The organism is Paenibacillus cremeus, assembly GCF_007786445.1.
Lineage (GTDB): Bacteria > Bacillota > Bacilli > Paenibacillales > NBRC-103111 > Paenibacillus_G > Paenibacillus_G cremeus.
On sequence record NZ_VNJI01000009.1, the window covers coordinates 83,207 to 108,030 of the forward strand.

Below are 24,824 nucleotides of genomic sequence, written 5' to 3' on the forward strand. Positions count from 1 at the left end.
AATAGGCTCCCGAAATCGACAAAACCCGCCGCTGGCTTGAAGTCCAGTGCGGGTTTTGTTTTTGTTTGCGATGACTTGCGTTGGCTCGGACTACTGTCCCGCCCACCACAAGGCAAGATGCTTCACGAGCGGCACGGCCACTGCGGCTACGGCCAGCGAGGGGAGCAGGTTGGCGACGTTGATTTTGCGAATCTCCAGCATGTTGACGCCGATTCCCATGATCAGAATGCCGCCGACCGCCGTCAGCTGCACGATGATTTCGTCGAGCATCGCTTTATCGATCAGCGAGGCGATCCCGGAGGAGGCCAGCGCAATAATTCCTTGATACAAAAACACCGGCACCGACGAAAACAGCACCCCAACCCCCATCGTGGAGGCAAAAATAATCGCCGTGAAGCCGTCCAGCATCGATTTCGTGTACAGCACCACATGATCGCCGCGCAAGCCGCTGTCCATCGCGCCAAGAATCGCCATCGCTCCCACGCAGTAGATCAGCGTCGTGTTGACGAAGCCGACGGCGATGCCGCCCTGCTTCGATTCGCTGCTTCCCCTTCCGCCCTTGAAGCGCTTCATTCCCGCCTGCACACCGCGTTCCAGCTGCGCGCCGAGACGCTCAAGCCCTTTTTCCACGTTTATCAACTCACCGAGCACTCCTCCCACCACCAAGCTGCCGACGATGAGCAGGAAATTCCCCGACTTCAGCGCCATCGACAAGCCCAGCGCCACGAGCGCCATCCCGATGCCCTGCATCACTGTATTTCTGACGCTGTCGCTCATCCGCTGCAAAAAGAGGCCCAGCAGGCCTCCTAAGATGATGGCAGCGGCGTTCACGATCGTTCCCCATAAAGCCACTACGCTACATTCCCTTCTAAGCTGTGTTTGGATCGATTTCTTACCCGGTTCATCATACCGCGAAAATAAGCCTCTGACAATGCCGCTCGCTTGCCCGCCGGTTTCATACTTCCGCGCAAAGCGGGCATACTAACGTGCGAATCCATCATGAAGGAGTGTTTTGGCAATTATGGCAGAGAACAAGGATATGCGGCCGGTCTCCGGAGAAGAAGTCGAAACCGACGGCATCTACGAGAACGAATGGGGCCGGGAGGAAACGCTGAAGCGCGGAGACGAATTCCCCTTCGACCCGGTGATGGGACAAACGGAGTGGAGCCTGGCCAGTCTGGCGCTGGAAAGTCAGGAGGATCGCATGTACAAAGATACGAAAGCGAACACCGACAAACGCATGCATTTGGACGAGACAACCCGGAGTCCGAAAACCGGGAGATAAGAGACACAAACAAAAGCGCCTGCCCAAAGCCGTTCCCGGCCTTCATGGAGAGGCGCTTCTTTATTGATTGGCGGGGCGGGTTATACCTGCTGAATTTTGATCAAATTCGTTGTTCCCGATTTCCCTACGGGCACGCCTGCGGAGATTACTACGAGATCGCCTTCTGCGAACAGTCCGGTTTTGGCGCCGTTATCGAGGGCCGATTGGAACATCGCATCCGTCGTTTCGACCACCGGTCCTTTCACCGGAATGACGCCCCAGACCAGGCTCATCCGACGAAGTACCTCGTCGTGCGGCGTTACGGCGATGATCGGCGCTTTCGGCCGGTATTTGGACACCATCCGCGCTGTAAAGCCGCTCTCGGTCGGCGTGATGATCGCTTTAGCATCCAAATCGAGCGAAGCACTGACGACGGACTGGCTGATCACCTCGGTCGTATCGGCTTTGCGCAGGGCGCTTTTGGCTGCGAGCTGCTCCTGGTATGGGATGATCGACTCGGCTTTTTCCGCGATCGCCGCCATCGTTCGCACCGACTCCACCGGGTATTTCCCTGCTGCCGTCTCGCCTGAGAGCATAATGACGTCCGTGCCATCGAGCACGGCGTTGGCCACGTCGCTAGCCTCGGCGCGCGTCGGCCGCGGGTTGCTCTGCATCGAATCCAACATATGCGTAGCGGTGATGACTGGCTTGCCAGCCAGGTTGCACTTATGGATCATCTGCTTTTGGATCAGCGGCACGTCCTCGACCGGAATCTCAACGCCCAAGTCGCCACGCGCCACCATCAAGCCGTCCGACACGGCCAGAATCGCATCCAAGGCCTCGACGCCCTCTTCATTCTCAATTTTCGAAATCAGCTGAATATGTCCGGCTTTCCGGCTCTCCAGCATCTCGCGAATTTGCATAATATCTTCGGCCCGGCGCACAAACGATACCGCGATCATATCGATGTTCTCTTCAATTCCGAACAGGATATGCTGCACATCCCGCTCCGTAACCCCTGGCAGCGACGTGCGAATGCCCGGCAGGTTGACGCCTTTGCGCGGCTTAATGACTCCGCCGTTCACGATGCGGCAGTGGACCTCCGTCCCCATGACCTCCAGCACCTTCAGCTCAATAAGCCCGTCGTCGATCAAAATGCTGTTGCCCGGACGCACATCCTGCGGCAGCTCCTGGTAGGATACGGAGATGCGGCCCGCATCCCCTTCGATCCGCTCGGTCGTTAACGTCAAACGCTCGCCGGCTTTAAGCTCGTAGGACTTGTCCTTCAGCAGCCCGATGCGCACCTCCGGCCCCTTGATATCGAGCATGATGGCAATATGCGCTCCCGTCTCTGCTGCCGCCTGCCGGATCGTCCGAATCCGTTTGCGCTGCTCTTCTACGTCGCCGTGTGCCAAATTCAATCGGGCTACGTTCATCCCCGCGCCGATCAGCTCCTTCAACACTTCCACACTTTCACATGAGGGTCCCATTGTACAGATGATTTTCGTTTTTCGCATTGGTCTACGCCTTCCCCGCTGTTGATCTTGTTATTTTATAGTGCTCATTGTAGCGCGAACCGATGAAAGTGACTATGAACTATAGTATGGTAGTTGTATTATAGTATTATCAATGCAGATTGGAGGCGTGCAGCGAAATGCTACTAAAGATCAACGCGATACGACATGACACAGGAGCGGCCCGATGGTACGAGGAGGCAGAGAAGGAAAGCGCCGCATGGACGCTCGTCGTGGTCGGCTACGGCAAGTGCGTTTACTGGATCGAAGGCGAGAAGCTGCTGCTGGAAAAAGGGGACGTCGTGCTGATCCCGGATCATACGGGGTTTTACGGCAAGCCGATCCCATCGGTCTCGCACGAGACCTACGTCGTCACATTCACGCAGACGCGTGCGGACGGCACGGCGCCGCTGCTGCCTGTGCTGGCGGAGACCCGCTATGTCCGGCAGCGCACGGGCAAGCTCGAGCTGCTGCTCGCCCGGATGCAGACGATGGCGGAGCAGTGGACCGAGCGCGAGTCCTATTACGAGACACTTTGCCTCGCACTGCTGCTGGAGACGCTCACGCATGTGAACCGGGAGCTGGATCAGGGACGGTGGTCCTCCGTCAAATACCGGCACGCCGAGCTGATGAAAAGCTACATTCAGAATCACTACCGGGAAAAAGTGACCAAAGACGAGCTCAGCACCGTCATCGGCAAAAGCCCCAATCATACTGCTGCACTGTTCAGCGAAGTGACGGGGCAAACAATCAGCGATTATGTCAATGCGCAGCGGGTCAAGACTGCCGTGTACCTGCTCCGGCATTCTCAGCGTACAGTCGCCGATATTGCCGATTATTTGGGCTATTGCGATGCTTCTTATTTCCACAAGGTGTTCAAGCGCATCACCGGTCAAGCGCCATCAGCATATTTGAAGGATCGGGAGACGCCGCTTCGTTAGCATAGTTGGTGCGCTTTTTTAGACTTGTTGCTGATGCTGCTCCAGAATAGTTTTGATTTTCTCCAGATCCTTCTTGTTGGCTTTCCTCATCATCAACGCCATGAACGGTGCAAATAGCATCGAAAACCCTTTAGGATTGCCCCGGTTTCGCAGCGACATTCTCGTCGACTGGCCATCCACCGATTCCCACGTGTACGTCGTTTCCATCGGAAACGGGCCTTGGGCTGTCCGCATGACCAGCTTTTCCCCCGGAACGTATTCCACGATTTCATACACATAGGCTAGCTCCCGCCCTAGAAACTGCGCTTTAAACGCAATTTGGGAGCCGAGTGCGAGCGGCTTTGGCGTCCGCCACTCGGCGGAATCGATATTGACATACCAGTCAGGCGCGTGATCGGGATTGGCGGCATAGGCGGCTACTTGCTCCCGAGGGCGCTTAATGACGATGTCTGTCAGAATGTCCACCATATCTTTTTTCCTCCCTCCCCTTTTACGAGATAAGAATATAGCAGATCTGGAGCAGGCGCAATCTTTATTTAAGTTGACACTTAATTAAGTGTATGCTAAATTATCTTCATGATCGATAAAGCCATTCACGCATTAACGGAGCCTCGGCGCCGAGATATTTTGTATCTCGTCAATGATGGAGAGTTAACCTCCAGCGCCATTGCATCGCACTTTGAGATTTCCGCACCGGCGATCTCGCAGCATTTGAAAGTACTTGAAGAAGCCGGTCTCGTCGTTGTTCGGCGGGCGGGCACCAAACGATTTTATGGCATCAGGAGGGAAGGGTTTGCCGAGTTGAAGCAATACATCGAAAGCTTCTGGGATGACAGTCTGCTGCGCTTGAAGGCTGCCGCGGAGGAAGAAGAAAGGAGACAGCATGAAACCAAGTCCAAGCAGTGAACCGATTACGAAAGAAATTTTTATTGAGGCCCGCCCGGAGACGTTATTTTCCTTCTTCACCGATCCGGACAAGCTGGTCCGCTGGATGGGGCGCCATGTACTGCTGGAGCCGAGCATCGGCGGCAAGTACCGCATCGACGTCAATGGCAGTGACATCGCAATGGGCGAGTATAAAGAGATTATTCCCAACGAGAAGATCGTTATGACGTGGGGATGGGAAAAGTCAAAGATCGTGCCTCCGGGCTCCAGCACGGTGGAGTTCAAGCTGACGCCCAAGGACAACGGCACGCTGTTGACGCTTACGCATTCTAACCTGCCGGCCTCGGAGGTCGCATCCCATCAGCAGGGCTGGACGCACTACATGACCCGCCTGCAGACGCTCGCGCAAGGGCAGGACCCGGGCATCGACCCTTGGTCCGAGCTGGCTATGCATGAGAACGACTAATATTAATTTTAAGGAGCCTATTGAACGATATGAAAACCTTAATGTGCAATTGCGGATTTTCCATCACGAACGAGAACCCGTACCATGTTGAAGCTGCGATGTGGCATCATGCCATTCACGACCACGGGGACATGCTCAAAAGTATGACCGTGGAAATGCTCGAGCAGTGGCTCAAGGGCAAAGACGAGCAGTTAAAGGCGGGTGCGTAACTGATGTCCGCAGGGATTCACCAAGAGCTTACGATTCAAGCGGCCCCTGCCCGTGTATATGAAGCGCTCCTCAGCAGCGAGCAGTTCAGCCAAGCGACCGGCGGCGCCCCGACGGATATTCAGCCGGAAGCCAGCGGGACGTTCTCCTGCTTCGCGTCCTAAAATGCAAAAAAAGAAGCTGTCCAGTTCCGTTCTTACAACGTCTGGACAAGCTTCTTTTTGTTATTTCCGCCCATAGTCAGCCTTGATCTCGCCCCAGGCCTTCGTATTCCACTTGAGGATCTTGTTGGGGTAGCTGTTCTGACGCAGCCACAGCTCCGCCCGATCCACCAGCGTCCAAATCTCCTGCGTCGACGCGTCGCGCGGCAGGTTGGAGGCGACCTTCTTGTTGCGCACCCAGGCGAGCGCCGTCATGGAATCGCTGTAGATCGTCATGCTGCTGCCCTGCTTCTTCAGATACGCCAGCCCGTGCACAATGGCAAGAAATTCGCCCATATTGTTCGTGCCCTTCGAGATCGGCGGATGCGCGAAAATCACCTCGCCGGTTCTCGTATTCACGCCCTTGTACTCCACGATGCCAGGATTCCCGCTGCACCCGACGTCGACGGACAGGCTGTCCAGATCGACTTCCGTCGGCAGCGCGCCGCCAGCCTTGGAAGTACTCGCCGAGCCGGAGCCAGAGCCAGAAGCCGAAGCAGCCTTGGCAGCTGCGCTGCCGAACGCCTTCTTCCAGCCCGCAGCCAGCGCCGACTTTGCCTCCGCCTCACTTTCGTACGCCTTGAACTTCGCCTGCGGGAAGCCGTTCGTCTGAGCCTGGCATTCCGCCCAGCTCCGGTAAACCCCCGGCTGACGCCCTTCCCATACGACATAAAACTTTGACTTCGCCACGTGGTTCCTCCTACTCTATCCGCCCTTAGGTCCCTAAACCTTTAAGCGATTAAGCCTGCTGCTGTTGCTGCTGCAGCTGCTTGAAAAATTCGATGAAATACGCACCGTACTTGAAAAACTTCGCTTCCCCGATCCCCTTGATCTTGAGCATCGCCGCCGGGTTGGTCGGCTTCACGCCGCACATCTCCCGCAGCGTGCTGTCGGGAAAGACGATGTACGGCGGGATGCCCTCCCGCTTCGCGATCTCGGTCCGCAGCTGGCGCAGCGCGTCGAACAGCTCCGCTTCGACGTCCTTCACCGCCGGCGCCGCCGGCTTCACGCGCACCCGCTGCACGACGCGCTCCTCACCCGTGAGCACCGTGCCCGCCTTCGGCGTCAGCTTCAGCACCGGATACTTGCCCTCCGACAGCTGAAGATAGCCTTCGGCCACCAGCATCTGGATCAAATCGACGATGTCCTTTTCTCCCCGCTGCTTCATCAGCCCGTACGTGCTCAGCTCATCGAAGCCGAGCTCAAGCACCTTCTTGTTCCGCGAGCCCTTCAGCACCGAAGCGACCAGCGTCATGCCGAACCGCTCCCGCATCCGCCGCACGCAGGAGAAAATCTGCTGCGCCTCCAGCGTGATGTCCGTCAGCTGCAGGTCCGGGCTGGAGCAGTTGCTGCACTGGCCGCAGTCGCTCTCCGTATCCCCGCCGAAATAACGGACGATATACCGCTGCAAGCACTGCGGCGTATGGCAGTAGTCCGCCATCAGCTGCAGCCGGCGGTATTCCTGCGCCTGTCGCTCGGGGTCGCCAACGGATTGCTCGATGAGAAACTTCTGGATGTGAATATCCTGCGGACTGAACAGCAAGAGACAATCGCTCGGCTCCCCGTCGCGTCCCGCACGGCCGGCCTCCTGATAGTAGGCCTCCATGTTTTTCGGCATGTTGTAATGCACGACGTACCGCACGTTCGACTTGTCGATCCCCATGCCGAACGCATTGCTCGCGACCATGACACGCACCTCGTCATAGAGGAACTGCTCCTGCGCCTCCGCGCGCTCCTTGTCGCTCATCCCCGCATGATAGCGGCCCGCCGCCACGCCTTGGCGCAGCAAATACTCGCACAGCTGATCGACTTCCTTGCGCGTTGCCGCGTAGACGATGCCCGAGTCGTCGCCGTTCTCGCGGATCGTCGCCATCAGCACATCACGCTTGTTCTCGCCCTTCACCACCGTGAAGGACAAATTCTCCCGCGCGAAGCCGGTCACGAACACGCCCGGCTCCCGCAGCTTCAGGTGCTTCACGATATCGTCGCGCACCTGATCTGTCGCCGTCGCCGTGAAGGCCGACAGCTGCGGCCGCACGGGCAAGTGCGAGACCAGCTCGCTGATCCGCATGTAGCTCGGGCGGAAATCATGTCCCCACTGCGACACGCAGTGCGATTCGTCGACCGCCACCATCGGCACGGTCAGCTCCGACAGCAGCTCCAGGAACCGCTCCGATTCCAGCCGCTCCGGCGCCACATAGAGCAGCTTGTACTCTCCGCGCGCCGCCTTGCGGATGCGTGTCTCCACCTGCGCGTACGACAGCGAGCTGTTGATGTACGCCGCCGGCACCCCGATGCTGTCGAGGCCGTCGACCTGGTCCTTCATCAGCGAAATGAGAGGCGACACGACGATCGTCGTGCCGCTCATCATCAGCGCCGGAATTTGGTAGCAGATCGATTTACCGCCGCCGGTCGGCATGATCCCCAGCGTATCGCGGCCTTCCAGGATACTGGCGATCACCTTCTTTTGTCCTTCGCGAAAATCGCCGTAGCCGTAATATTTTTTAAGCAGCTCCCGTGCTTCTGCCATCGTTCCTGCCAACGTTAGCCGCCCCCTTCTGCCATCCGTCTTGAAATGATCGGTGCTCCATCCCACAGCACTTCCGTCTGCGCCCGCCGGACCTTGACCTCAGGCTCCTCCAGCAGGAGGAAAAAGTTTTTGGTCGGCAGTGTCCCCAGTCCATGCTTCGCCGATAGCTTGTCGAGATACGGCCGCATGTCCTCCAAATTGCCCGACATATTGTCCCCGGCCCCAGAGAACGCGTACAGCGCGCTTGCTACGGGCACTCTTTTGACCCGATAATGCTCCACCGCCTGCAGGAAAAAATCCCAGTCCCAGTAGTGGTACATGTCCACATCGAACGGCCCGAGCCGATCATACAGCTCTCTCCGGAACAGGCAGCCCGAGGAAACGAAGGTCGAAAACCGCCGCATCGCCTCGACATCATGCTCATAAGCAAAGACGAAGCGGCTCGTCGCCCGGCGCACCGGTCCCTCCAGCTTGTAGTCGAAAATTTCGACGTCCGAATACACCATGTCACAGTCTGCCAGCTCCCGCACCATCCGCTCGACATGTGTGGGCAGCAGCAGATCGTCATCGTCGCACAGCATGATCAGCTCGCCCCGAGCCAGCGTTAGCCCGCGATTGCGCGCATGGACGTGCTTGCTGTTACGCTCCATGTTCACAACCGTCAGATCAAGCTCCGGGTACAGCTCCCGTACAAAATCCACCGGCTCCCCCGCATCGTTCACCACGATAATCTGCAGGTTCCGATATGTCTGCCGCCATAGCGACTCCAGCAGCTCACACAAAAAATCCGGCCGGTTGTAGGTCGGAATAATGACCGATATAAGAGGCCTCTCCATCCCCGCTCCCTCGCTCTCCATAAAACATCTACTCTCCACTATACAAAAAAATCGGCCAAAGGGAAACTCTGTGGAAACAGCTGGCATCGAGCAAAAAATAAGCCTCCCGGCGTTCCTTTGGCGCTATTTTCCAGTACAAGCGGTGTGGTACAATGAGAATAATAGCAGCCCCATCCTATATGTTGGAGGTTCTTGACGATGCCCAGAAAAAAAGATCAGCCCGCCAGCAGCCCTGAAACGCTGATTCCGGTGTCCGCACCTGGGTCCGAGGAAGCAGCCGCTGCAGCCATAGAGCCGGCTCTCGAGGCCATTGCCCCGCAGCCAGCTTCGGACTCGCCCGACGAGCCGGAACCGCAGACAGCGCTTGCCCCAATCGCGGCGGATGAACCCGAAGCTCCCTCGCTGACGCAGGTGCTCGAAGGCAAGCTCAAGAAGAAGCAGCGCAGCGAGACCCATGACAAGGAACGCGTCTATCTCCGCAAGGATTTAAAGGAACGGCTGGACGCCCTATCCCTGAATCGCAGCAAAGGCTTCAAAACCCTCATCCTCAATTACGGCCTGGAGAAGGCATTGGACGAATTGGAACAAGCCGCGGCACAGCTTCGAGAGGATGAAAAGGCTGAGGAGCAGGAGGCCCTGCAAGAAGCAGCCGACGCATAACTTTTAGCAAACGTAAACCGTAAAAAAAGAGGTTCCCCCGCTGTCGCTGTCGGAGGAGCCTCTTTCTGCTTATTTCTGTACTGCTCTGCTAAATCGGCAGCAGCCTGATGGTATCTCGGCGCTTGAGCGCTTCCACCATATGCAACCACGCCTCCGGTTTTTGGGGCAGCACTGCGTAATAGCGCTCCAAGAACCGCCACACGAGCTCCGCCTTAACAGAATCGCCTTCACCGTCGACGGTCATAAAGCACAGGTCCAGCCCATGCACCGCTTCACCATCATTGTGCCAGGACGGATGCACGTACTCGAGGTCCAGCTTCCGGTAGCCCAGATGCGCCAGCACCTCTCGCCGCACGTACGGATTCATCGGCTTGACTCCTCCAAAGCCGAGCGACTCGGACAAATACGGGTTATAAATTTCCGCGAACATCCCCAGCCATCGGCTGCCCGAAGCGGCTACTACGGACCGCAGGTCACGCATCCGCTCACTCGCCAGAAACGGTCCGATCCCCAGGCCCTCACGGCCGATGATCGTAAAGTCCGTCATCGCCACCTCCAGGTCCGGGTAAAACCGATATTCCGTCGCGCCGACGACTTCACCTTCATGAACAGCGACGAACACCCGGATGCCCGGGTCCTGCAGCGGCTCCGCCCACAGCTCGTACGCGAGCACCTCTTCCGGCGGGAATACTTTTTGCATCAGCTCATGCATCGGCCGAAAATAAGCATCCTCAATGGTTGTAATTCGGTGGTACAGCATCGTGTCGTTTCTCCTCCTTCAGCCGAATCGTTCCATCCCCATTATACCATAGGAAAAAATATAAAAAGACGTTCAGCCCCCGCTCCCGCGATGCTGACGTCTCCTGATCAGGCTACTCCGCCCGGCGATGCGGCAGCAGCTTTCGAAACTTCAAATAGCTGACCAGCCGCCAAGGCATCACATATCCGATGGCAATGAAGTAAAACAGCATCCCGAGCTCCGCCGGATCGAGCCCCTGCAGATATTCCCTCAGCGCCAGCCGCAGAATAAGCAGACCTACAAGTGCGATTACGAAGGCTATGCTTTTTTTCGGATAAATATGGCCGTCATCCCGAACCTCATAATTCGTCGTCAAAATCATCGGGATCGAGAGCACCAGCCCGCAAAGAAACGATAGAACGACCTCTTTCACTGTCAAATGCAGCTGCGGATTCAATAATCCCACCATGCCAAACCACATGAACACCAGCGGCAGCAGCATGCGGTACCCGTTACCCTTGACCGGCTTATTCGTCGCCCGAAGACGGCGCCAAAGCACGAGGCTGACCATGATCACAACGGGAATCAGAGCCGCAAGATTCGAAGTATTCATGACGAGTCCTTCTTTCCGTAGGTTCCATTGGGCATAAATTCCATCCCTTATTTATAGTAAACGCAGCAGCGGGGTCAGAAGTTTCACTTATGAACATTATCCGTTAATGTCGGTCATACTAATCGGGTCAAGATTTTGGATGGGCGAAAGGAGAATGGGCCTTATGCAGGCTGCAACAACCAAATTGATCCACGAAATTAGGCGGCTCTCACTCCCGCTTCGTTCGCCGGACGACCTGTCACCTTTGGTCGAGGCCGCTGGGGAAGCAAAGTACGTTTTGCTCGGCGAGGCGTCGCATGGCACGTCCGAATTTTACACGGTGCGGGCGGAGCTGACGAAACGGCTCATTCTGGAGCACGGCTGCCGGTTCATCGCCGTCGAGGGGGACTGGCCGGCCTGCTTTAGCGTCAACCGCTATGTAAAAAGCTTGCCTGGGGCAGCAGCCGACGCCAAGACTGCGTTGCAGGCGTTCGACCGGTGGCCCGTGTGGATGTGGGCGAACCACGAAATATTGGAGCTGATCGAGTGGCTCAAGGCGCATAACGATGCGCTGCCGGCCGCAGAGCGAGTAGGCTTTTACGGGATGGACGTGTACAGCTTATGGGAATCGATGGAGGAGATTATTCAGTACCTGGAGCGCATCGGCTCCAAGCACGTGGAGGATGCGAGGGAAGCCTTCGCCTGCTTCGAGCCATTCCATCGGGAAGGCCAAAACTACGGCGTCTCGGCGGCGTTGTATGGGGAAGGCTGTACCGACGAGGTCGTAGCGCTGCTCACCAAGCTTCGAACCGACCGCGGCCGGGTGGAGGACCCGCAGGAAGCGGCGCTCGATGCGGAAATCAACGGCCTGGTGACGCTGCACGCCGAGCAGTATTACCGCGCGATGATTACCGCCGATGCGGAGTCTTGGAACATCCGCGACCGCCATATGGTCGAAGCGCTGCAGCGCATTGCTGCTTTTTATGGCCCTGGGGCCAAGGCGGTCGTGTGGGAGCATAACACACACATCGGCGATGCCCGGTCGACCGACATGCTGGAGGACGGCATGGTGAACGTCGGGCAGCTTCTGCGGGAGCAGAGCGACCCCGGCGAGGTGTTCGCCATTGGCTTCGGGACGCATCGCGGGACGGTGATGGCGGCCAGCCGCTGGGGCGTGACGCCCGAGGTGATGCAGGTGCCCGCTGGAATCCGCGACAGCTGGGAGGACCTGCTGCATGAGAGCCTGAACGGCGCGGATCATATCCTGCTGTTCGCCGGTCGCGATGCACCGGCACTGATGGACACCGTCATCGGCCATCGGGCGATCGGGGTCGTCTATCACCCGCGCCGCGAGCGCGGCAACTATGTACCGACCGTGCTGCCGCAGCGGTATGACGCCTTTGTCCATATGGATGCCACGACAGCGGTGAAGCCGCTTGCCGGCATTCCTGTTATGGTGTAAAGCAAAGCCGCTGCACGCTGCGCGCGGATTGACGCTCGGGTTCGTTTCCATTACGCTGAAGGAAAGGAAATACGTTCTCTAAGGCTGAATGAGGGAGGAACCATTCGATGTCCAAATCTTCTCCGGAGCCCGAGCGCCCGCACATCCCTTTGCCGAAGCAAACCCTGGAGGATACGGCGCTTCTGGTCACGCACGAGTTGAATAAGAAAGGCTGGGTCGATGAGGCCTACGAAGAGTTTGTGAACAATGGCGGGATGGACCTGCCCGGTCTAGGCAAGCCGCTCATCGTGCCGACCGACGATATTTTGACGACCATTCTAAAGAATGCAAAGGTGTCGCCGCCGTGGATCATGCTCCGCAAGGAAATCGGGGAGAACATGAGCAAGCTGCTGGAGCTGTGCGACAAAAGCCCGTCCGATCCTGAGATCGAAGCGCTGCTGGCGGACACCAACCAGCAAATTGCCGAGCTGAATCATCAGGCGCCGAGCCTGACCCTGCATCGGCTCAAGCTCACCCGAAGCAACCTGCGGGAGCAGTATGCGCGGTGGTATAGGTAGCTTCAAACCCAAAAGGGTGCCCTCAAGCCAGAGATTGGCGTGTGGGGCACCCTTTTTTTAAAAAGTGCAAGAAGGATTAGAAGCGCTCGTGAATTACAATCTGATCGAGCGGAAGGCGTCCTGTCGGACGAGCCGGGCTTACCGCTTTGCCGATTGGAACCATCATCACAGGGATGTAACGGTCCGGGATGTTCAATTCCTTCACGACCGCCGCTCGGTTATAGCCGCCCATCGGTACGGAATCGTAACCTTTCGCTTTTGCGGCCAGCATCAGCTGCATCGCTGCAAGCGATGCGTTACGGATCGCTTCGTCGCGAGCCACAGATGGGTCGCTAGCGTAGGCGCCATTGATTTGCTGAGCCATCATATCTTGAATTTCCTGCGGCGAGTTCGCGAACACAACCGGTGTCATCAGGTTGGCTTGCAGATCGCCAAGCACGATAACAACGGCAGAAGCGTCGGAAACCTGCTGCTGATTGAAGGCTAGCGGCAGCAGACGATCCTTCTGCTCCTGCTCACGTACCACCAGGAAGCGCCAGTGCTGCAGATTCCAAGAGGATGGCGCGGTGCCTGCCAAAGTTAAAATTTCGTTCAGCTCCGCATCGGAGATCTGGACGTCGCGCTCGAATTGACGAACGGAATGACGGCCGGTCACGACTTGACTAAAATCCAGCGTTTGATTAGCGGTATTCATAATTTCACTCCTATCAAAAAGTTATAAATGGACAACTATTATATACTATAACAACTTACTTACTTTTGTAAAGTATGACTGCATTTATACAGCGCGGTACCGCATTTCAAACACCATTCCCTTTTATTTTCCGCTTCACCACCCCAAATTATTCTCTTAAAAAAGCGCTTACATTTTATAGCTAATTCCTGTATAGTAGAGTTATCATGAACATAGGGAGTGATCGTCATGCTGATGCGAACGACCGAGTTTTATGAAAGTCTGCCTTTAAAATGCTGTGATGCCTGTGGTGAGACGATGGAGGAGATGGCGGACTGCTACAGCAGTACCTGTAATAAGTGCCGGGGGCTGACGTTTTATCCGTTAAGTCCGGCCACCTTCACCCCGCATACCTTGTCGAGTCCGCCATCCATTTCCCGCCTGGCATGGCCGCATAAAGAATAAATGCCAAAGAACCCCGTACCTAAACGGACCAACTGTCCGAGGTACGGGGTTCTTCTATACAGGCACATGGCTACAGCACTTCGCGCACCTTCCAGCTGCTCCAACGCCCAATCCGAACGGGCTGCTCCATGGGCGTCCGCAGCCGCCAGATCGCCTCCCACGCCTGCTGGGACGGCTGCGGGAAGCGGAACCGCCCCGCTTCCTCCCGCATGCCGCGCAGCATGTCGCGATCCCCGACCAGCTCCAGCAGCTGGTCCCGCAGCGTCCGGTGCTTCGCCGCCCGGACCGCCACACCGGCCTGCTCCAGCACCGCGGCATTGTCCTCCTCCTGGCCCGGGATCGGCTTGTAGAGCAGCATCGGCAGCCCCATCGCCACCGCTTCCGCCGTAGTCAGCCCGCCGGGCTTCGTGACCAGCAGATCGGCTACCGCCATCCACTCGTGAATTTCCTCCACGTAGCCTTTGACGATGACCCGGCCTCCCCGGTCGTGCTCCGGCTCGCTGCGCCGCAGCTCCTCCTCCAGCTCGCAGCGCACCTCAACATTACTGCCGCATAGAATAATGGTCTGCATATGCTGGCGAACCGACGGCGAGTTGATCAGCGAGCGGATCTCGGCGCCGAGCAGACCGCAGCCGCCGCCCATAACAAGCACGGTCGGCAGCTCCGGCGACAGACCGAACGCATGGCACAGCCGGGTGCGGTCGACCGGATCGAAGAACCGCTGCCGAACCGGGATCCCGGTCACGCACAGCCGAGCCGGGGCGATACCGCGCCGCTTCAGCGCGTCCGCCACCGATTCCGAGCCGACCAAATACAGGTCGGTATGCGGATGCAGCCACAGGCTGTGGTCCGTGTGATCCGTGATTACAGTGACCAGCGGGGACTTTAGCTGTCCTTTGGCTTTGAGCAGCGAAACCGCCGCCGCGGCCAGTGGAAACGTACAGACAACGATATCCGGCTGCTTCTCGGCCAGCAGGTCGGCCAGCTTGCCCAGCCCGAGCTTTAGAAACGACCGGAACGACATCGAGAGCCGCTCGCTGCTCTTTGTTTTGCGATATAGGTACCCGTAAAGGGAGGGAGCCTTCTCCAATCCCTTCAGGAAAAAATATTTGACCAGCGGGTGAAGGTGAGGATACACACCCTGCATAAAATCAATCTCTTCCGTTTGTACACGCGACCCGCAAGCCTCGGCCAGCGCTTTAGCCGCCTGCTTATGCCCGTCCCCCAGATCGCCTGAAAGCAGCAGGACACGTAGGGACGAACGGCGCTCCGCTTCGATTGGCTTCATTGAGATGACACCCCTGTTTTTCTATCTTTTCCTCTTATAGTAATACATTAGACGGAAAAACTGAAGAAATCCCTCCGTCCGACTGCAAAATCACACCGTTTCACTTAGGCTTGTCTGCTCCCCGCAGCCCGAAGGCCCGCCCGAGAAGCGACCTAGGGCCTGCTGCTGCAGTGGCAAGCAAGCCCTGGATCGAGCGCAGCAGCGCCTACTTAGCGAAGAAATCGCATATTCAGCAGCCCGCTGCCCTGCACGTTTTTGCCGTAGCCCCGCCGCAGGCGGATCGCATGCCGCTTCAGCGCCCGCTTGACGCCCGCCGGCGTCAGCTTCGGGAAGCGCTGCAGCAGCTGGGCCGCGGCACCGGCCGTGATCGGCGCCGCCATGCTCGTGCCCGACAGCGTGAAGTAGCGTCTGCCCACGCGTGCGCTGGGCAGCATGCGGTCGAGCACCGAGCCCGGTGCGCGCAGCGAGGTGATGCCCACGCCGGGCGCGACCAGATCCGGCTTCGTCCCGCCGCCCTTGGCCGGACCGCGTCCGGAAAAGCTGGGCACCGTCGTGCCGTGAACGTCCGCGGCACCGACGGTGAGCGCGAGCGGGCTGACGCCCGGCGTCGTGATCGTGCCCCGCCGGGGTCCGGTATTGCCGGCCACCGTCACGACGACTAAACCCTTCCGCACCGCCCGAGTCACCGCTTGGCACAATGGGTCGCGGGCGCTGGAGGACGCTGCAGGCCCGCCGAACGACAGCGATAGCACGCGTATGCCGTACCGTCGGCGATGCTGCAGACACCACTGAATTCCGCGGATAATCATAGAGTCGGAGCCGTTGCCCGACGCATCGAGCACCTTCACGCCGATGACCTCTGCTTCCGGCGCCGGTCCACGGTATTTGCCCTTCGAGAGAAGGCCGTTGCCCGCGGCATCTCCTGCGCAATGGGTGCCGTGCCCGTTATCGTCATAAGGCATGACACGGCCCTGCACGAAATCCTTGAACGCCGCAAGGCGGTTGCGCGGGCGCGTCAGATCGGGGTGCGGATACACGCCGGTATCCAGTACGGCAATACCGATCCCTTTGCCCGTGAAGCCCGAGCGCTGGGCGGCCGCGGCACCAATCGCCGGCGTGGCCCCATGAAGCAAAGCATGCTTCGTGCGATCCTTGTAGATGTATCGCACCTGGGGCAAGCGACAAGCCCGGCGCAACCCTTCCTCCGGCAAGCGAACCGCCACCGAGCGGATCATCTGTAGACCGACCGGACGCCGGGCGCTCAAGACGCCTAGGCACTGGCGCAAGCCCTCAGCTTGCCTGCCAAAGCGCGACGTCCGGTGAAACTGGATGATGACCGCGAGGTGCTGGCCTTTACCGCCCGCTGACTTTGTGGCCGCTCGCTCCCACCGGGCCCACTTGGCCACATCGGGATCCAGCTTGTGCCGATAGGGCCAAGACCAATGCCCCGGCATCGCACCGCCTTTGGTCTGGATTCGAATGCGTGCGCTTCCTGACTTGCGCCGATGCACATGCACCAAAGCCACCCCCTCTGATTCCTGTTTCCCATAGCATACGCGATGCCGGGCTGGGAGGCTGGATGCTGGCCCAAAGGAGCGCAAATTTTATCGGCGGCCCTGCTGCGCGCTATGCGTTCGCCCTTACACTGACTGCGGCAGCCTATGAATCGACGTTCGCGTGCCGATCCGGCCCACTACCGTCTGCTGGGTGGCCATTACAGGCCCGGCCGGGATCCGTTCGAGCGGTAGCTCTCCGCCCGAAGACGCCTGATACAAATAAATAAAATTCGGATACGTCACCTCGTTCATGAGGTAGGCGGACACGGTGCTGCCCGGGATACGGTGCTTGTTCAGCTTGCCAATAATTTTGTCGCTGCCGCCAATGCCGATCCCATGACCGAAGAATCGGTTCCCAGACAGCCGCACCACATTTTCCCCCTGCCACTCCATAGTTCTCGGGTTCACCTCTGGGTTCTTGAAGTACTGCACATCGCCTGGATAGGCCTCGTCATGTTCGTACATTGTAGTCAGGTGTAAATCGTTGTCATGATTCCAAGAGAGCAAATACAGATCCTTGAACATTCTGTTAAATGCTTCCGCGCCGATCGTATCCAGCAGGGCTTTATACAGAATGATAATGATGGCGGTCGCGCATTCAAAGGCATAAAGCGAGCTGTTGCTGAAAATATCCTGAATGGCATTGGAAGGCAGCACCCCGCTGCGCAACTGGAAGCCGCCCTTGTCCGTCCGGTCCCAAAAAGCCGGGTTGCAGCGCGACCGTTTGAACGAGGCGAACTCCGCCGCGCTCTTATCCAGCGCAACGGCCGCTTCCGTAATCGCAAGGCGAAGTCTCAGCTCAAAATAGAGCGCCTCCGGCGAATCATAATGATACGTCGTCTGACTGGCCTGCTTTTGCTGATAAATGTCCCGTTCTTTGGTGGTCAACCGCGAGGTGTCGATTTCCAGCTTGCCATAGGGTCCCAAGATCATATCCGTGTTCCTCCTCAGCCTAATGGTTATATATATGCCGAAGAGGAGGAGGATCAGACCCGCTTAATCCATCTCGTAGATCGAACCGGATTTGCTGGCGAACAGCTCGGCGTACACCTTTTCGGCGTACGCATCCGTCATCCCGGAAATGTAATCCGCGATGAAACGCGGCCAGGTCCATTTATCCTTATGAATTTCATAATTTTCAATCCAGTCGGGCGGGAGAATCATTCGGCCCTGCTCCGGCACCTTAAAGCTGTCCCACAGGCTGTGGATCATAATTTCACTGCGCTTTTGCAGCCGCTGGACCCGGAAATCCTTAATCAAGGTCACCCACGCCAGCTTCTTCAAAATTTCCATCGTCCGCAGCAGCTCCAAATCCTGCTGTCCGTCCCGAACGAAGGTGACCTTCTTCCAGCCCTTCACCGGATCATCGATGATGCCGACACGCCCGGCAAAGGCGCTAACCCAGCGGGCCTTCATTTCCCGGCGGGTACGCGAAGCCTCCTTGCCGCATTCCGCATAGATCGTCTCCCATTGCACCAGATAGTCGGCGAGCACCTGCTCCACCATCGCCCGAATGTCCACCTGATCCCAGCCGACCTCCAGGTTGCCCTGGTCGCTGACGATTTCTTGAATGAGGTTGGACACCAAACGTCCGTCCTCGAAGAACGTGCGGTTCATCTGGATTTTCCCCGCCCGAATGCCGTCCTCGATGTCATGCGTAGAGTACGCAATATCATCGCACAGGTCCATCAGCTGCGCCTCCAGTGTGGAGCAGCCTTCCTTCATGCCCCACTTGTCGCGGAGCTGGTGGATCTGCTCCCACTCCATCGTGTAGAGGCCTTTGAGCCGCCCAGGCGCATCCAGCAGATACGGGTACTTATTGATCGCCAGCAGCACGGCAGCGGTCAAATCGAGTCCGCTCCCGCTCCCCGCCCGCTTTTCCAGAAACATCAGAATCCGATAGTTTTGCGCGTTGCCTTCGTATTTCAGCCCATTTTCCTCGGCCAGCAGCTTATTCAGCACCTCTTCGCCCTTATGCCCAAACGGCGGATGCCCTAGGTCGTGCGCCAGCGAAGCTACTTCGACCACCGCCGGGTCCAGCATTAGTCCCGGATGCTCCTTGCGGCTGAGGAGCTTGTACTGCTTGCCCATCCGCCGCGCCACTTCCCGCGCAATCTGCGACACCTCCAGCGAGTGCGTCAGCCGGGTTCGGTAGTAGTCGCCTGAGCCGGCGCCGAACACCTGCGACTTGCCCTGCAGCCGCCGAAAAGCCGGAGACTGGATCAGCCGCGCGTAGTCCCGTTCATATTCATCCCGCTCCTCACTGTGTGTGGCCAGGTTCGGCTCGTCCAATCGTAGCTTGCGCAAGTCCATAGCAATCTCTCCTCCATTGAAAACATGGCAACTGTTACATCAAGCCCTGATGTCAGTTGTCCATCTAACCTTACAGGTCCTGCAAATTCATTTTGCAAAATTGTATCACAGGACTTCTCCAGAAGACAAAGAAATCGCAGTCGCCCCCTCCCAATAACGGCTCAAAAGCAAGCCGCGGAGTGAAGCAACTGCGATGGATGCGCTGCGCTCATTCAATCCATATCTGCTCATCCTGCCGCTGTACCCGAAGGTAGCGCACATACAGCAGCCCTTGCTCGAACCTCGCCGTCACCTGAGACAGGTCGCCCAGCTGCGGCAAAGGGACGGTCCGCTCGAACGGGCCGTAGAAGCGCTCCGTTTGCAGCGGAGTCGCATTATCCAACGGCGGCTTGACGATCCCTCGAATCGTCAGCGCTTGACCGGACAGCGACAGCTCGACGTCCTGCTTATACAGGCCCGGCAGCTCGATGACGACCCAGTTCTCAGGCCCTCGTTGATAAAGATCGACCTTCGGGAACGTCTCCTTCTTCTCCCGCCTGGCCGCTGCACCGTTTGCGGGAGAGCCGTTCACCTCTGTACCCGCCGGACTGTCGAATAGCCCCTTCCAGAAATCGCCCGTATCCATCTTTTGCGCCAAATCCATCCACTGCTTTAGCTTATCCAGTTCCATAGCCGCCGCTCATCCTTATACTTGGTTAAAGACTTCGTTAGCCGGGTTCGCCAGCTGCCCCTGGTCGCTAAAGTCCGGATCGAAAACCCCGTTCACCATGACCGAAGACGAAGGAGAAAAATCCCCGACCGCAATATTCCCCCCCACAATCTTGCTGTACGCGTTATGACCGCTCTGCACGACGTTGCCGAAGTCCAAATTTCCGTTGCTCGTCACGCCGTTGACTTTTATATTGAAAATATTAAATACGAAAGCCATAAGCTACTTCACCTCCTCACCCGCTTTGGTCGGTCCATAGTGCAGCTCACCTTGATCGTTTAGGTCGGGGTCAATATATGTATTGCGCATTTGCGCCACCGCCCCCGAGCTGTCGCCATAGGACGAATTCGTACCCGTCGACTTCGAATGCACGGAATGGCCATGATGGAACGTCTCACCGATGCTGAAGGAGCCGTTGTTGGAGATGCTGTTGATTTTAATAAGAAAAATATTGATGCTCGGCTTCACCCACACCACCTGCCTTCACCAGCCTTGTTCCCGACGCGGTACGCCTGGGAACTTGATTTCTAGAGTATATGCGGTGCGGCCCCCGATTTTGCCCATCCCCGCTGAAAAAAACAAAAACCGGCGGCTGCATGGCCTCAGCCACACCGTCCGCCGGTTTGATTCCGACTTTAATTCTCCGTGCCCGCCGCTTGAAGACGCGTCTCTCCGTCCGAGCCTTCGGCTACACCAGCCGTGCCGGATCCGGAGCCGGTATATTTGGCAAAATACTGCTTCCCGAACAGCTCATCATACTGCAGCTCCCGGTACTTCTCTACATCGGCTGACGCCGTATCCGGAACCGCCTGATGCAGCTCTTGGTTCGCGTCTACGACCAGGTTGCGCAGCAGCCCCGGCGTTTGCTTCGCGAGTTCATCATTCAGCGTCCATGCCGCCGGTTTTTCCATATTCAAACGATCCAGCACATAAGCGCCCAAGAACGAATCGCTGAGCACCGGTACGTCTTCCTTTTTCAAAGCCATATTGGTCCACGTCACAAACGGTACGCTGTGCATCTTTTTCTGCTCCTCGAGCGACCATTGATCGCTGTCACCGGTATGCACGAAGCCGGACTGGGCATACACATCGTAATCATAGCCGAGCATCGGCAGGTGATCGCCATAGAACACAATGATCGTCGGCTCGTCAGACTGCTCGAAATGATTAATCAACTGCTGCAGACTCGCATCCGCATCATGCGCGCCTTGCGTGTACGTCTCGAGCACATTTTTCGCGCTGTCGCTCAGCGGGCCTTTCGCCGTAATAGCGTTCTGACCGTAGCGGTTGTCGTCGTAAGGGCCGTGATTTTGCATCGTCACCGCATAGATGAACGTAGGCTCCTCGTTGGTGTCCACCGTATCGATAATGCGCTTGGATACTTCCGAATCGGCGATAAAGTCGCCTTTAATCGTCGGGTTCTCGAATTGATCCTTACTAATAAACTGGTCAAAATCCATCTGCTTATACACATTCTCCCGATTCCAAAACCATCCTTCATACGAATGGATCGCCGTACTGTTGTAGCCCTGCGATTTGAAATAGCTGGCTAAGCTCGGAATCGGCTTGTTGATGTACTGCTGGTACGGGATCGAGCCCGCCGGCAGGAAGCTCATCGAGTTGCCTGTCAGCACCTCATACTCGACGTTGCTCGTGCCGCCCCCGAATTGTGGGGACAGCAGATAGCCGGAGGTCGACTCCTGCTGCAACCGATGAATCGTCGGTACCGGGTCCTCAGAGAACTTCACATTCGTCATCAAGGTCGGATCCCAGAACGCCTCATTCATGATAAAAATGACGTTCGGCTTCTGCTGGCTTTTGCTTTTCGACGCCGTGGTGGTTGCGCTGGTCTGCGTTAAGCTTTGCGCCAAGCTGGCCATCGTAGGCTCACTGTACCCATCCGGCTTCGGTACGATCGAATTTTTGACGTTCATCGTAAAAGCCAAGGAAGTACCGTTGCTGCCGTAGTTCTCTTTTTGATTCCAGACGATCTCGCTAACGCCCGCTTTATCCAGCACCGTGCCGGTCCATGGCTGCTTCACCCCGAAGGCATACAGCGCGAAGACGGACAGGAGTCCCAACACAACGCGCGGCATCAGACGCAGCTTCAGCTTCGGCAGCCAAATGCGGCTCAGGAAGATCAGCAGCACCGCACCAAATACGATACCCAAGCGAACTAAAGCCTCCCGGCTCGTCACCAAGGGCAGAATATTCATGCTCTCTTTCTTGAGAAAAATATCCCACGGAAACAGCGGCTCCCCGATGAGCTTCAGTTTGAAGTAGCTCACCAGGGAGACCACTAGCATCAACAGCGTGCTAAATCCGGTGGCCGGAATCAGTGATCCAATCACCGTATACAATATGGTATAGACAAACATGACTAACATCGCATTCAATCCGAACAGCTTCGGATTAGCGGTCACCCAGCCCCACGTCTCGTGGATCGAGCCCCGCTGGATCAGCTCCATACCGAATACCAACAGCATGGGGACAACAATCAAAGCACTAATGATCGTAAAATAATGTGCCGCTCGGGCGTACTTTGACTGTGACGACTTCTGCTGTCCTTTTGTTTTTCTTGGACGCATCCTTCTCTCACACTCCTATTCAGCCCGCCATGTAACAGGTTCTGCCTCATTTTTCTCTATATAACGTTCGTAAGGGCTGTTGATTTGTTAACTCAGTGTAAAATCCAAAGATTAAATAAAACTTAAAATTCGCGTGAAAGGTAAAAATTGGTTCTTTAGTCGCAGAGAGTTTTTCACGAATTTGGGCAGAATCCTATAGAGAGCATTTAGAGTTCCATTATTCGGTGGATTGATTATCCGAGTACCATGTGGTAAAATAAGGTCATTCGTTTATATGAAGAACTTAATTCACATATGGGAAAGGGTCATCACTTATCGATACGAATGGTACTCTTCCCCATGTGTGATTTTTTTTCTTCAAGTAAGACGAACATTACCATTATTGGAGGTTTTTAGGAGCATGGAAACAGGTACAGTGAAATGGTTTAACGCAGAGAAAGGTTTTGGCTTTATCGAAGTAGAAGGTGGCAAGGATGTATTCGTACATTTCAGCGCAATCCAAGGCGACGGCTACAAATCTTTGGATGAAGGCCAACGCGTTCAATTCAACGTGGTTCAAGGCAACCGCGGTCCTCAAGCTGAGAACGTAGTGAAGCTGTAATAGCTCCCCTGCGCCCCAAACGAAGAACTGTCCTGGATCGGACAGTTCTTTTTGAGTTTATCTACTACCTATAGGGAGGACTTTTGGTATGTATTTCTCCAAGAAAACGATTGAGCCGGTTCAACAAGAAGAAACACCTGTTTGGAGCTGCAGCCAAGATCAATGCACATGCTGGATGCGAGCGAATTTTTCTTTTGAAGACGAGAGCCCGCAATGCCCCATCTGTCAGTCGGTGATGGTGAGAAATACAAAACTGCTTCCTCTCTTAAGTAATCACACGAAAAAAGCGTAACCCCGGATTATACGCACTTCACAGCAATACCAACTCCCGATATCGGAAACGAGCGGGGTCGTACACAGGTACAGCGCTGCATGCGAACACAAGGCTCGCCTGCCGACCTGATGGTCCCCTCGTCTCCAGATCGTTGGAGCCCCTCCGTGCCTTTCGTTCAATTCCTTTCTTCCCGCTCGTCCATATTCCATGAATGAATTTCACTTCGCCGCAATAAGATGAAATACAGCAGCATGTCCTGCCGTTCCTACCCTACGTCTGCCTTTAGGCTGGACATGGCTGCGATGTTCAACGAATGGGGGCATTGTCATAATGATGTCTTGGCCGCACTGGTTGGAGCAATGGCTCGCCCGTCACCCCTCTGACATTCATACGCGCATCGCACATCTGGAGCTTCAACTCGACCAATTGAAACAGCAACGAAGCAAAGAGTCTCCTGGAGAGATGGAGCCGCCGCGAGAGAGGGAAACCCCGCCGACGATCGTGATCGAGAATGTGAGCATAGCTCACTTGCATATCGACAAGCTGGAGCACAGCACCAACTTTGGCGCACTGGGCATTAAGGATTTGGGCGGAAAGCTGAATATCGGAGTCAACTACACGGGGCCGATCGGAGGGGAAACGTGGGAGCAATGGTTGTCCGAGGTGAAAAAGGAGGCCTCCGGCCAGCCGGAGCCGGCCGAAGGCAAGGAGCAAGAGATGCGCGCTTCGGCCGGACAGCCGACCTGCAATATCCGGCCGAAGGCGCTGTAACCACAGCTTGCGCTTACAAATGCTCGCGGAGCGCGGCGATAATCTCCTCGTACTCGGCATCCGTCAGCTGCTTGTTGTCCGCCGGGTTCATCTCGAACATTTTCCCCCAAGTGTAGCCATCCTTGTACTTCGGCACAATGTGAAAGTGCAGGTGCGGCATCGTATCGCCGAACGCGCCGTAGTTGATTTTGTCCGGCGAGAACGCCTTCTCAATCGCACCGGCCACTTGCGCTACATCGCGCATATAAGCGTCCTGCGTATCCTGCGGCAGGTGGAAAAATTCGTGGACATGCTCATTCAAAGCTACGATGCAGCGGCCTCTATAGGTCTGCTCGCGGAACAAAAACAATGTCGATACCCGGAGCTTGCCCACTTCGATCATCAGCTTCGCTTGCCGTTCGTCTTTGGAACAATAGATGCATTCTGGATTCATCCGGTATTTCCCCTGCCTTCACTAGGTTTTGTTGGCTGTAATGTTAACGTGTGCAAAGTGCTCTATATCCATATTAAAATGGCCCGGTCATTTTGTCTATCCCCCCGCTGTATTCTCTCCCCCTGATTGCCGCATCTAATACGGGTAATCCGCCGCGTGAAGGAAACTGCACATCGTTGGTCAAATGGTTTCGACAATGATAAACTTTTTCCACGAATGGAGTGGCGATCTCCTTATGAACTTATTCCGTGATCTGCTTGTCAATCATTAAATCCGTCACAGGTACTCGCCTCGTGACGG

Annotated in this window: 31 protein-coding genes; 13 read left to right on the forward strand and 18 right to left on the reverse strand. The window is 56.5% G+C overall.

From position 1 onward, the window contains the following. Positions 1-90 precede the first annotated feature (90 nt). Positions 91-852: a DUF554 domain-containing protein gene (locus FPZ49_RS09190; RefSeq protein ID WP_144845789.1), complete on the reverse strand. Its 762-nt coding sequence runs from the start codon at positions 850-852 to the stop codon at positions 91-93. Between the two features lie 169 nt (positions 853-1,021). Here FPZ49_RS09190 and FPZ49_RS09195 point away from each other — a divergent pair, with 169 nt between their 5' ends. Next, entirely contained in the window at positions 1,022-1,285 is a 264-nt protein-coding gene (locus FPZ49_RS09195; protein WP_144845791.1) for a hypothetical protein, read from the forward strand. An 80-nt stretch (positions 1,286-1,365) separates the two neighbouring features. On the opposite strand, the gene pyk is transcribed toward FPZ49_RS09195, so the two are convergent. Then, complete coding sequence (pyk, locus tag FPZ49_RS09200) at positions 1,366-2,781, reverse strand: pyruvate kinase (RefSeq protein ID WP_144845793.1); 1,416 nt, start codon at positions 2,779-2,781, stop codon at positions 1,366-1,368. 137 nt (positions 2,782-2,918) lie between these two features. Between pyk and FPZ49_RS09205 the strand changes: the two genes are divergently transcribed. Then, positions 2,919-3,719 (forward strand): helix-turn-helix domain-containing protein, encoded by an 801-nt coding sequence (locus FPZ49_RS09205; protein ID WP_144845795.1) that lies wholly within the window; start codon positions 2,919-2,921, stop codon positions 3,717-3,719. Between the two features lie 18 nt (positions 3,720-3,737). Here the strand turns inward: FPZ49_RS09205 and FPZ49_RS09210 are convergent, their stop codons facing one another. After that, positions 3,738-4,187: an SRPBCC family protein gene (locus FPZ49_RS09210; protein ID WP_144845797.1), complete on the reverse strand. Its 450-nt coding sequence runs from the start codon at positions 4,185-4,187 to the stop codon at positions 3,738-3,740. Between the two features lie 108 nt (positions 4,188-4,295). Here FPZ49_RS09210 and FPZ49_RS09215 point away from each other — a divergent pair, with 108 nt between their 5' ends. The 4 genes from FPZ49_RS09215 to FPZ49_RS35470 are packed head-to-tail and all read left to right on the forward strand — an operon-like array spanning position 4,296 to position 5,441. After that, entirely contained in the window at positions 4,296-4,625 is a 330-nt protein-coding gene (locus FPZ49_RS09215) for an ArsR/SmtB family transcription factor (protein ID WP_222429891.1), read from the forward strand. Next, entirely contained in the window at positions 4,603-5,070 is a 468-nt protein-coding gene (locus tag FPZ49_RS09220; RefSeq protein WP_144845799.1) for an SRPBCC family protein, read from the forward strand. The genes FPZ49_RS09215 and FPZ49_RS09220 overlap by 23 nt, the downstream gene beginning before the upstream one ends. 29 nt (positions 5,071-5,099) lie before the next feature. Then, entirely contained in the window at positions 5,100-5,279 is a 180-nt protein-coding gene (locus FPZ49_RS09225) for a hypothetical protein (protein ID WP_144845801.1), read from the forward strand. Positions 5,280-5,282: 3 nt separating this feature from the next. Beyond that, entirely contained in the window at positions 5,283-5,441 is a 159-nt protein-coding gene (locus tag FPZ49_RS35470) for a hypothetical protein (RefSeq protein WP_186445703.1), read from the forward strand. Positions 5,442-5,501: 60 nt separating this feature from the next. Here FPZ49_RS35470 and rnhA read toward each other — a convergent pair whose 3' ends face one another. The 3 genes from rnhA to FPZ49_RS09240 are packed head-to-tail and all read right to left on the reverse strand — an operon-like array spanning position 5,502 to position 8,864. After that, the gene (rnhA, locus tag FPZ49_RS09230; protein ID WP_144845803.1) at positions 5,502-6,167 is read right to left on the reverse strand and encodes a ribonuclease H; all 666 of its coding nucleotides are present in this window, start codon (positions 6,165-6,167) and stop codon (positions 5,502-5,504) included. Between the two features lie 49 nt (positions 6,168-6,216). After that, entirely contained in the window at positions 6,217-8,007 is a 1,791-nt protein-coding gene (recQ, locus tag FPZ49_RS09235; RefSeq protein WP_144845959.1) for a DNA helicase RecQ, read from the reverse strand. A gap of 14 nt (positions 8,008-8,021) precedes the next feature. Further along, complete coding sequence (locus tag FPZ49_RS09240) at positions 8,022-8,864, reverse strand: glycosyltransferase family 2 protein (protein WP_261381331.1); 843 nt, start codon at positions 8,862-8,864, stop codon at positions 8,022-8,024. Positions 8,865-9,041: 177 nt separating this feature from the next. Between FPZ49_RS09240 and FPZ49_RS36705 the strand changes: the two genes are divergently transcribed. After that, a complete protein-coding gene (locus FPZ49_RS36705) occupies positions 9,042-9,503 on the forward strand; it encodes a hypothetical protein (RefSeq protein ID WP_261381332.1) in 462 nt (153 codons plus the stop codon). An 88-nt stretch (positions 9,504-9,591) separates the two neighbouring features. On the opposite strand, the gene FPZ49_RS09250 is transcribed toward FPZ49_RS36705, so the two are convergent. Together FPZ49_RS09250 and FPZ49_RS09255 are read right to left on the reverse strand one after the other, a co-directional pair. Beyond that, positions 9,592-10,263 carry a GNAT family N-acetyltransferase gene (locus tag FPZ49_RS09250; RefSeq protein WP_144845805.1) on the reverse strand — a complete coding sequence of 224 codons (672 nt, stop codon included), beginning with the start codon at positions 10,261-10,263 and terminating at the stop codon, positions 9,592-9,594. A 112-nt stretch (positions 10,264-10,375) separates the two neighbouring features. Next, complete coding sequence (locus FPZ49_RS09255) at positions 10,376-10,855, reverse strand: cytochrome c biogenesis protein CcdC (protein ID WP_144845807.1); 480 nt, start codon at positions 10,853-10,855, stop codon at positions 10,376-10,378. A 163-nt stretch (positions 10,856-11,018) separates the two neighbouring features. Here FPZ49_RS09255 and FPZ49_RS09260 point away from each other — a divergent pair, with 163 nt between their 5' ends. Next, positions 11,019-12,296 carry an erythromycin esterase family protein gene (locus FPZ49_RS09260; protein WP_144845808.1) on the forward strand — a complete coding sequence of 426 codons (1,278 nt, stop codon included), beginning with the start codon at positions 11,019-11,021 and terminating at the stop codon, positions 12,294-12,296. 107 nt (positions 12,297-12,403) lie between these two features. Continuing rightward, positions 12,404-12,853 (forward strand): DUF1992 domain-containing protein, encoded by a 450-nt coding sequence (locus FPZ49_RS09265; RefSeq protein ID WP_144845809.1) that lies wholly within the window; start codon positions 12,404-12,406, stop codon positions 12,851-12,853. 76 nt (positions 12,854-12,929) lie between these two features. Here FPZ49_RS09265 and FPZ49_RS09270 read toward each other — a convergent pair whose 3' ends face one another. After that, positions 12,930-13,547: a nitroreductase family protein gene (locus FPZ49_RS09270; protein ID WP_144845810.1), complete on the reverse strand. Its 618-nt coding sequence runs from the start codon at positions 13,545-13,547 to the stop codon at positions 12,930-12,932. 228 nt (positions 13,548-13,775) lie between these two features. On the opposite strand from FPZ49_RS09270, the gene yhfH reads away from it, so the two are divergent. Continuing rightward, on the forward strand, positions 13,776-13,991 hold the full coding sequence (gene yhfH, locus FPZ49_RS09275; RefSeq protein ID WP_144845811.1) for a protein YhfH: 216 nt from the start codon (positions 13,776-13,778) through the stop codon (positions 13,989-13,991). 70 nt (positions 13,992-14,061) lie between these two features. Here the strand turns inward: yhfH and FPZ49_RS09280 are convergent, their stop codons facing one another. The 8 genes from FPZ49_RS09280 to FPZ49_RS09315 form a co-directional block, all read right to left on the reverse strand. After that, complete coding sequence (locus FPZ49_RS09280) at positions 14,062-15,279, reverse strand: MGDG synthase family glycosyltransferase (RefSeq protein ID WP_144845812.1); 1,218 nt, start codon at positions 15,277-15,279, stop codon at positions 14,062-14,064. A gap of 209 nt (positions 15,280-15,488) precedes the next feature. Next, a complete protein-coding gene (locus FPZ49_RS09285) occupies positions 15,489-16,796 on the reverse strand; it encodes a S8 family peptidase (RefSeq protein WP_261381337.1) in 1,308 nt (435 codons plus the stop codon). A 123-nt stretch (positions 16,797-16,919) separates the two neighbouring features. Further along, on the reverse strand, positions 16,920-17,768 hold the full coding sequence (locus tag FPZ49_RS09290; protein ID WP_144845813.1) for a protein-glutamine gamma-glutamyltransferase: 849 nt from the start codon (positions 17,766-17,768) through the stop codon (positions 16,920-16,922). Positions 17,769-17,831: 63 nt separating this feature from the next. Next, entirely contained in the window at positions 17,832-19,148 is a 1,317-nt protein-coding gene (locus tag FPZ49_RS09295; protein ID WP_144845814.1) for a deoxyguanosinetriphosphate triphosphohydrolase family protein, read from the reverse strand. Between the two features lie 208 nt (positions 19,149-19,356). After that, positions 19,357-19,818, reverse strand: a complete 462-nt coding sequence (locus FPZ49_RS09300) for an Hsp20/alpha crystallin family protein (RefSeq protein WP_144845816.1) — start codon at positions 19,816-19,818, stop codon at positions 19,357-19,359. Between the two features lie 15 nt (positions 19,819-19,833). Beyond that, positions 19,834-20,076, reverse strand: coding sequence for a spore germination protein (locus FPZ49_RS09305; RefSeq protein WP_144845818.1), 243 nt, complete (start codon positions 20,074-20,076; stop codon positions 19,834-19,836). A 3-nt stretch (positions 20,077-20,079) separates the two neighbouring features. Further along, positions 20,080-20,325, reverse strand: a complete 246-nt coding sequence (locus FPZ49_RS09310; protein ID WP_144845820.1) for a spore germination protein — start codon at positions 20,323-20,325, stop codon at positions 20,080-20,082. A gap of 167 nt (positions 20,326-20,492) precedes the next feature. Then, the gene (locus FPZ49_RS09315; protein ID WP_144845822.1) at positions 20,493-22,445 is read right to left on the reverse strand and encodes an LTA synthase family protein; all 1,953 of its coding nucleotides are present in this window, start codon (positions 22,443-22,445) and stop codon (positions 20,493-20,495) included. A gap of 400 nt (positions 22,446-22,845) precedes the next feature. Between FPZ49_RS09315 and FPZ49_RS09320 the strand changes: the two genes are divergently transcribed. The 3 genes from FPZ49_RS09320 (at position 22,846) to FPZ49_RS09330 (ending at position 24,091) form a co-directional block, all read left to right on the forward strand. Further along, a complete protein-coding gene (locus tag FPZ49_RS09320; protein WP_144845824.1) occupies positions 22,846-23,046 on the forward strand; it encodes a cold-shock protein in 201 nt (66 codons plus the stop codon). Positions 23,047-23,134: 88 nt separating this feature from the next. After that, the gene (locus FPZ49_RS09325) at positions 23,135-23,338 is read left to right on the forward strand and encodes a cold-shock protein (protein ID WP_144845826.1); all 204 of its coding nucleotides are present in this window, start codon (positions 23,135-23,137) and stop codon (positions 23,336-23,338) included. Between the two features lie 312 nt (positions 23,339-23,650). Continuing rightward, positions 23,651-24,091 carry a hypothetical protein gene (locus FPZ49_RS09330; protein WP_144845828.1) on the forward strand — a complete coding sequence of 147 codons (441 nt, stop codon included), beginning with the start codon at positions 23,651-23,653 and terminating at the stop codon, positions 24,089-24,091. Positions 24,092-24,104: 13 nt separating this feature from the next. On the opposite strand, the gene FPZ49_RS09335 is transcribed toward FPZ49_RS09330, so the two are convergent. Beyond that, positions 24,105-24,524: an HIT family protein gene (locus tag FPZ49_RS09335; RefSeq protein ID WP_144845830.1), complete on the reverse strand. Its 420-nt coding sequence runs from the start codon at positions 24,522-24,524 to the stop codon at positions 24,105-24,107. Positions 24,525-24,824 lie beyond the last annotated feature (300 nt).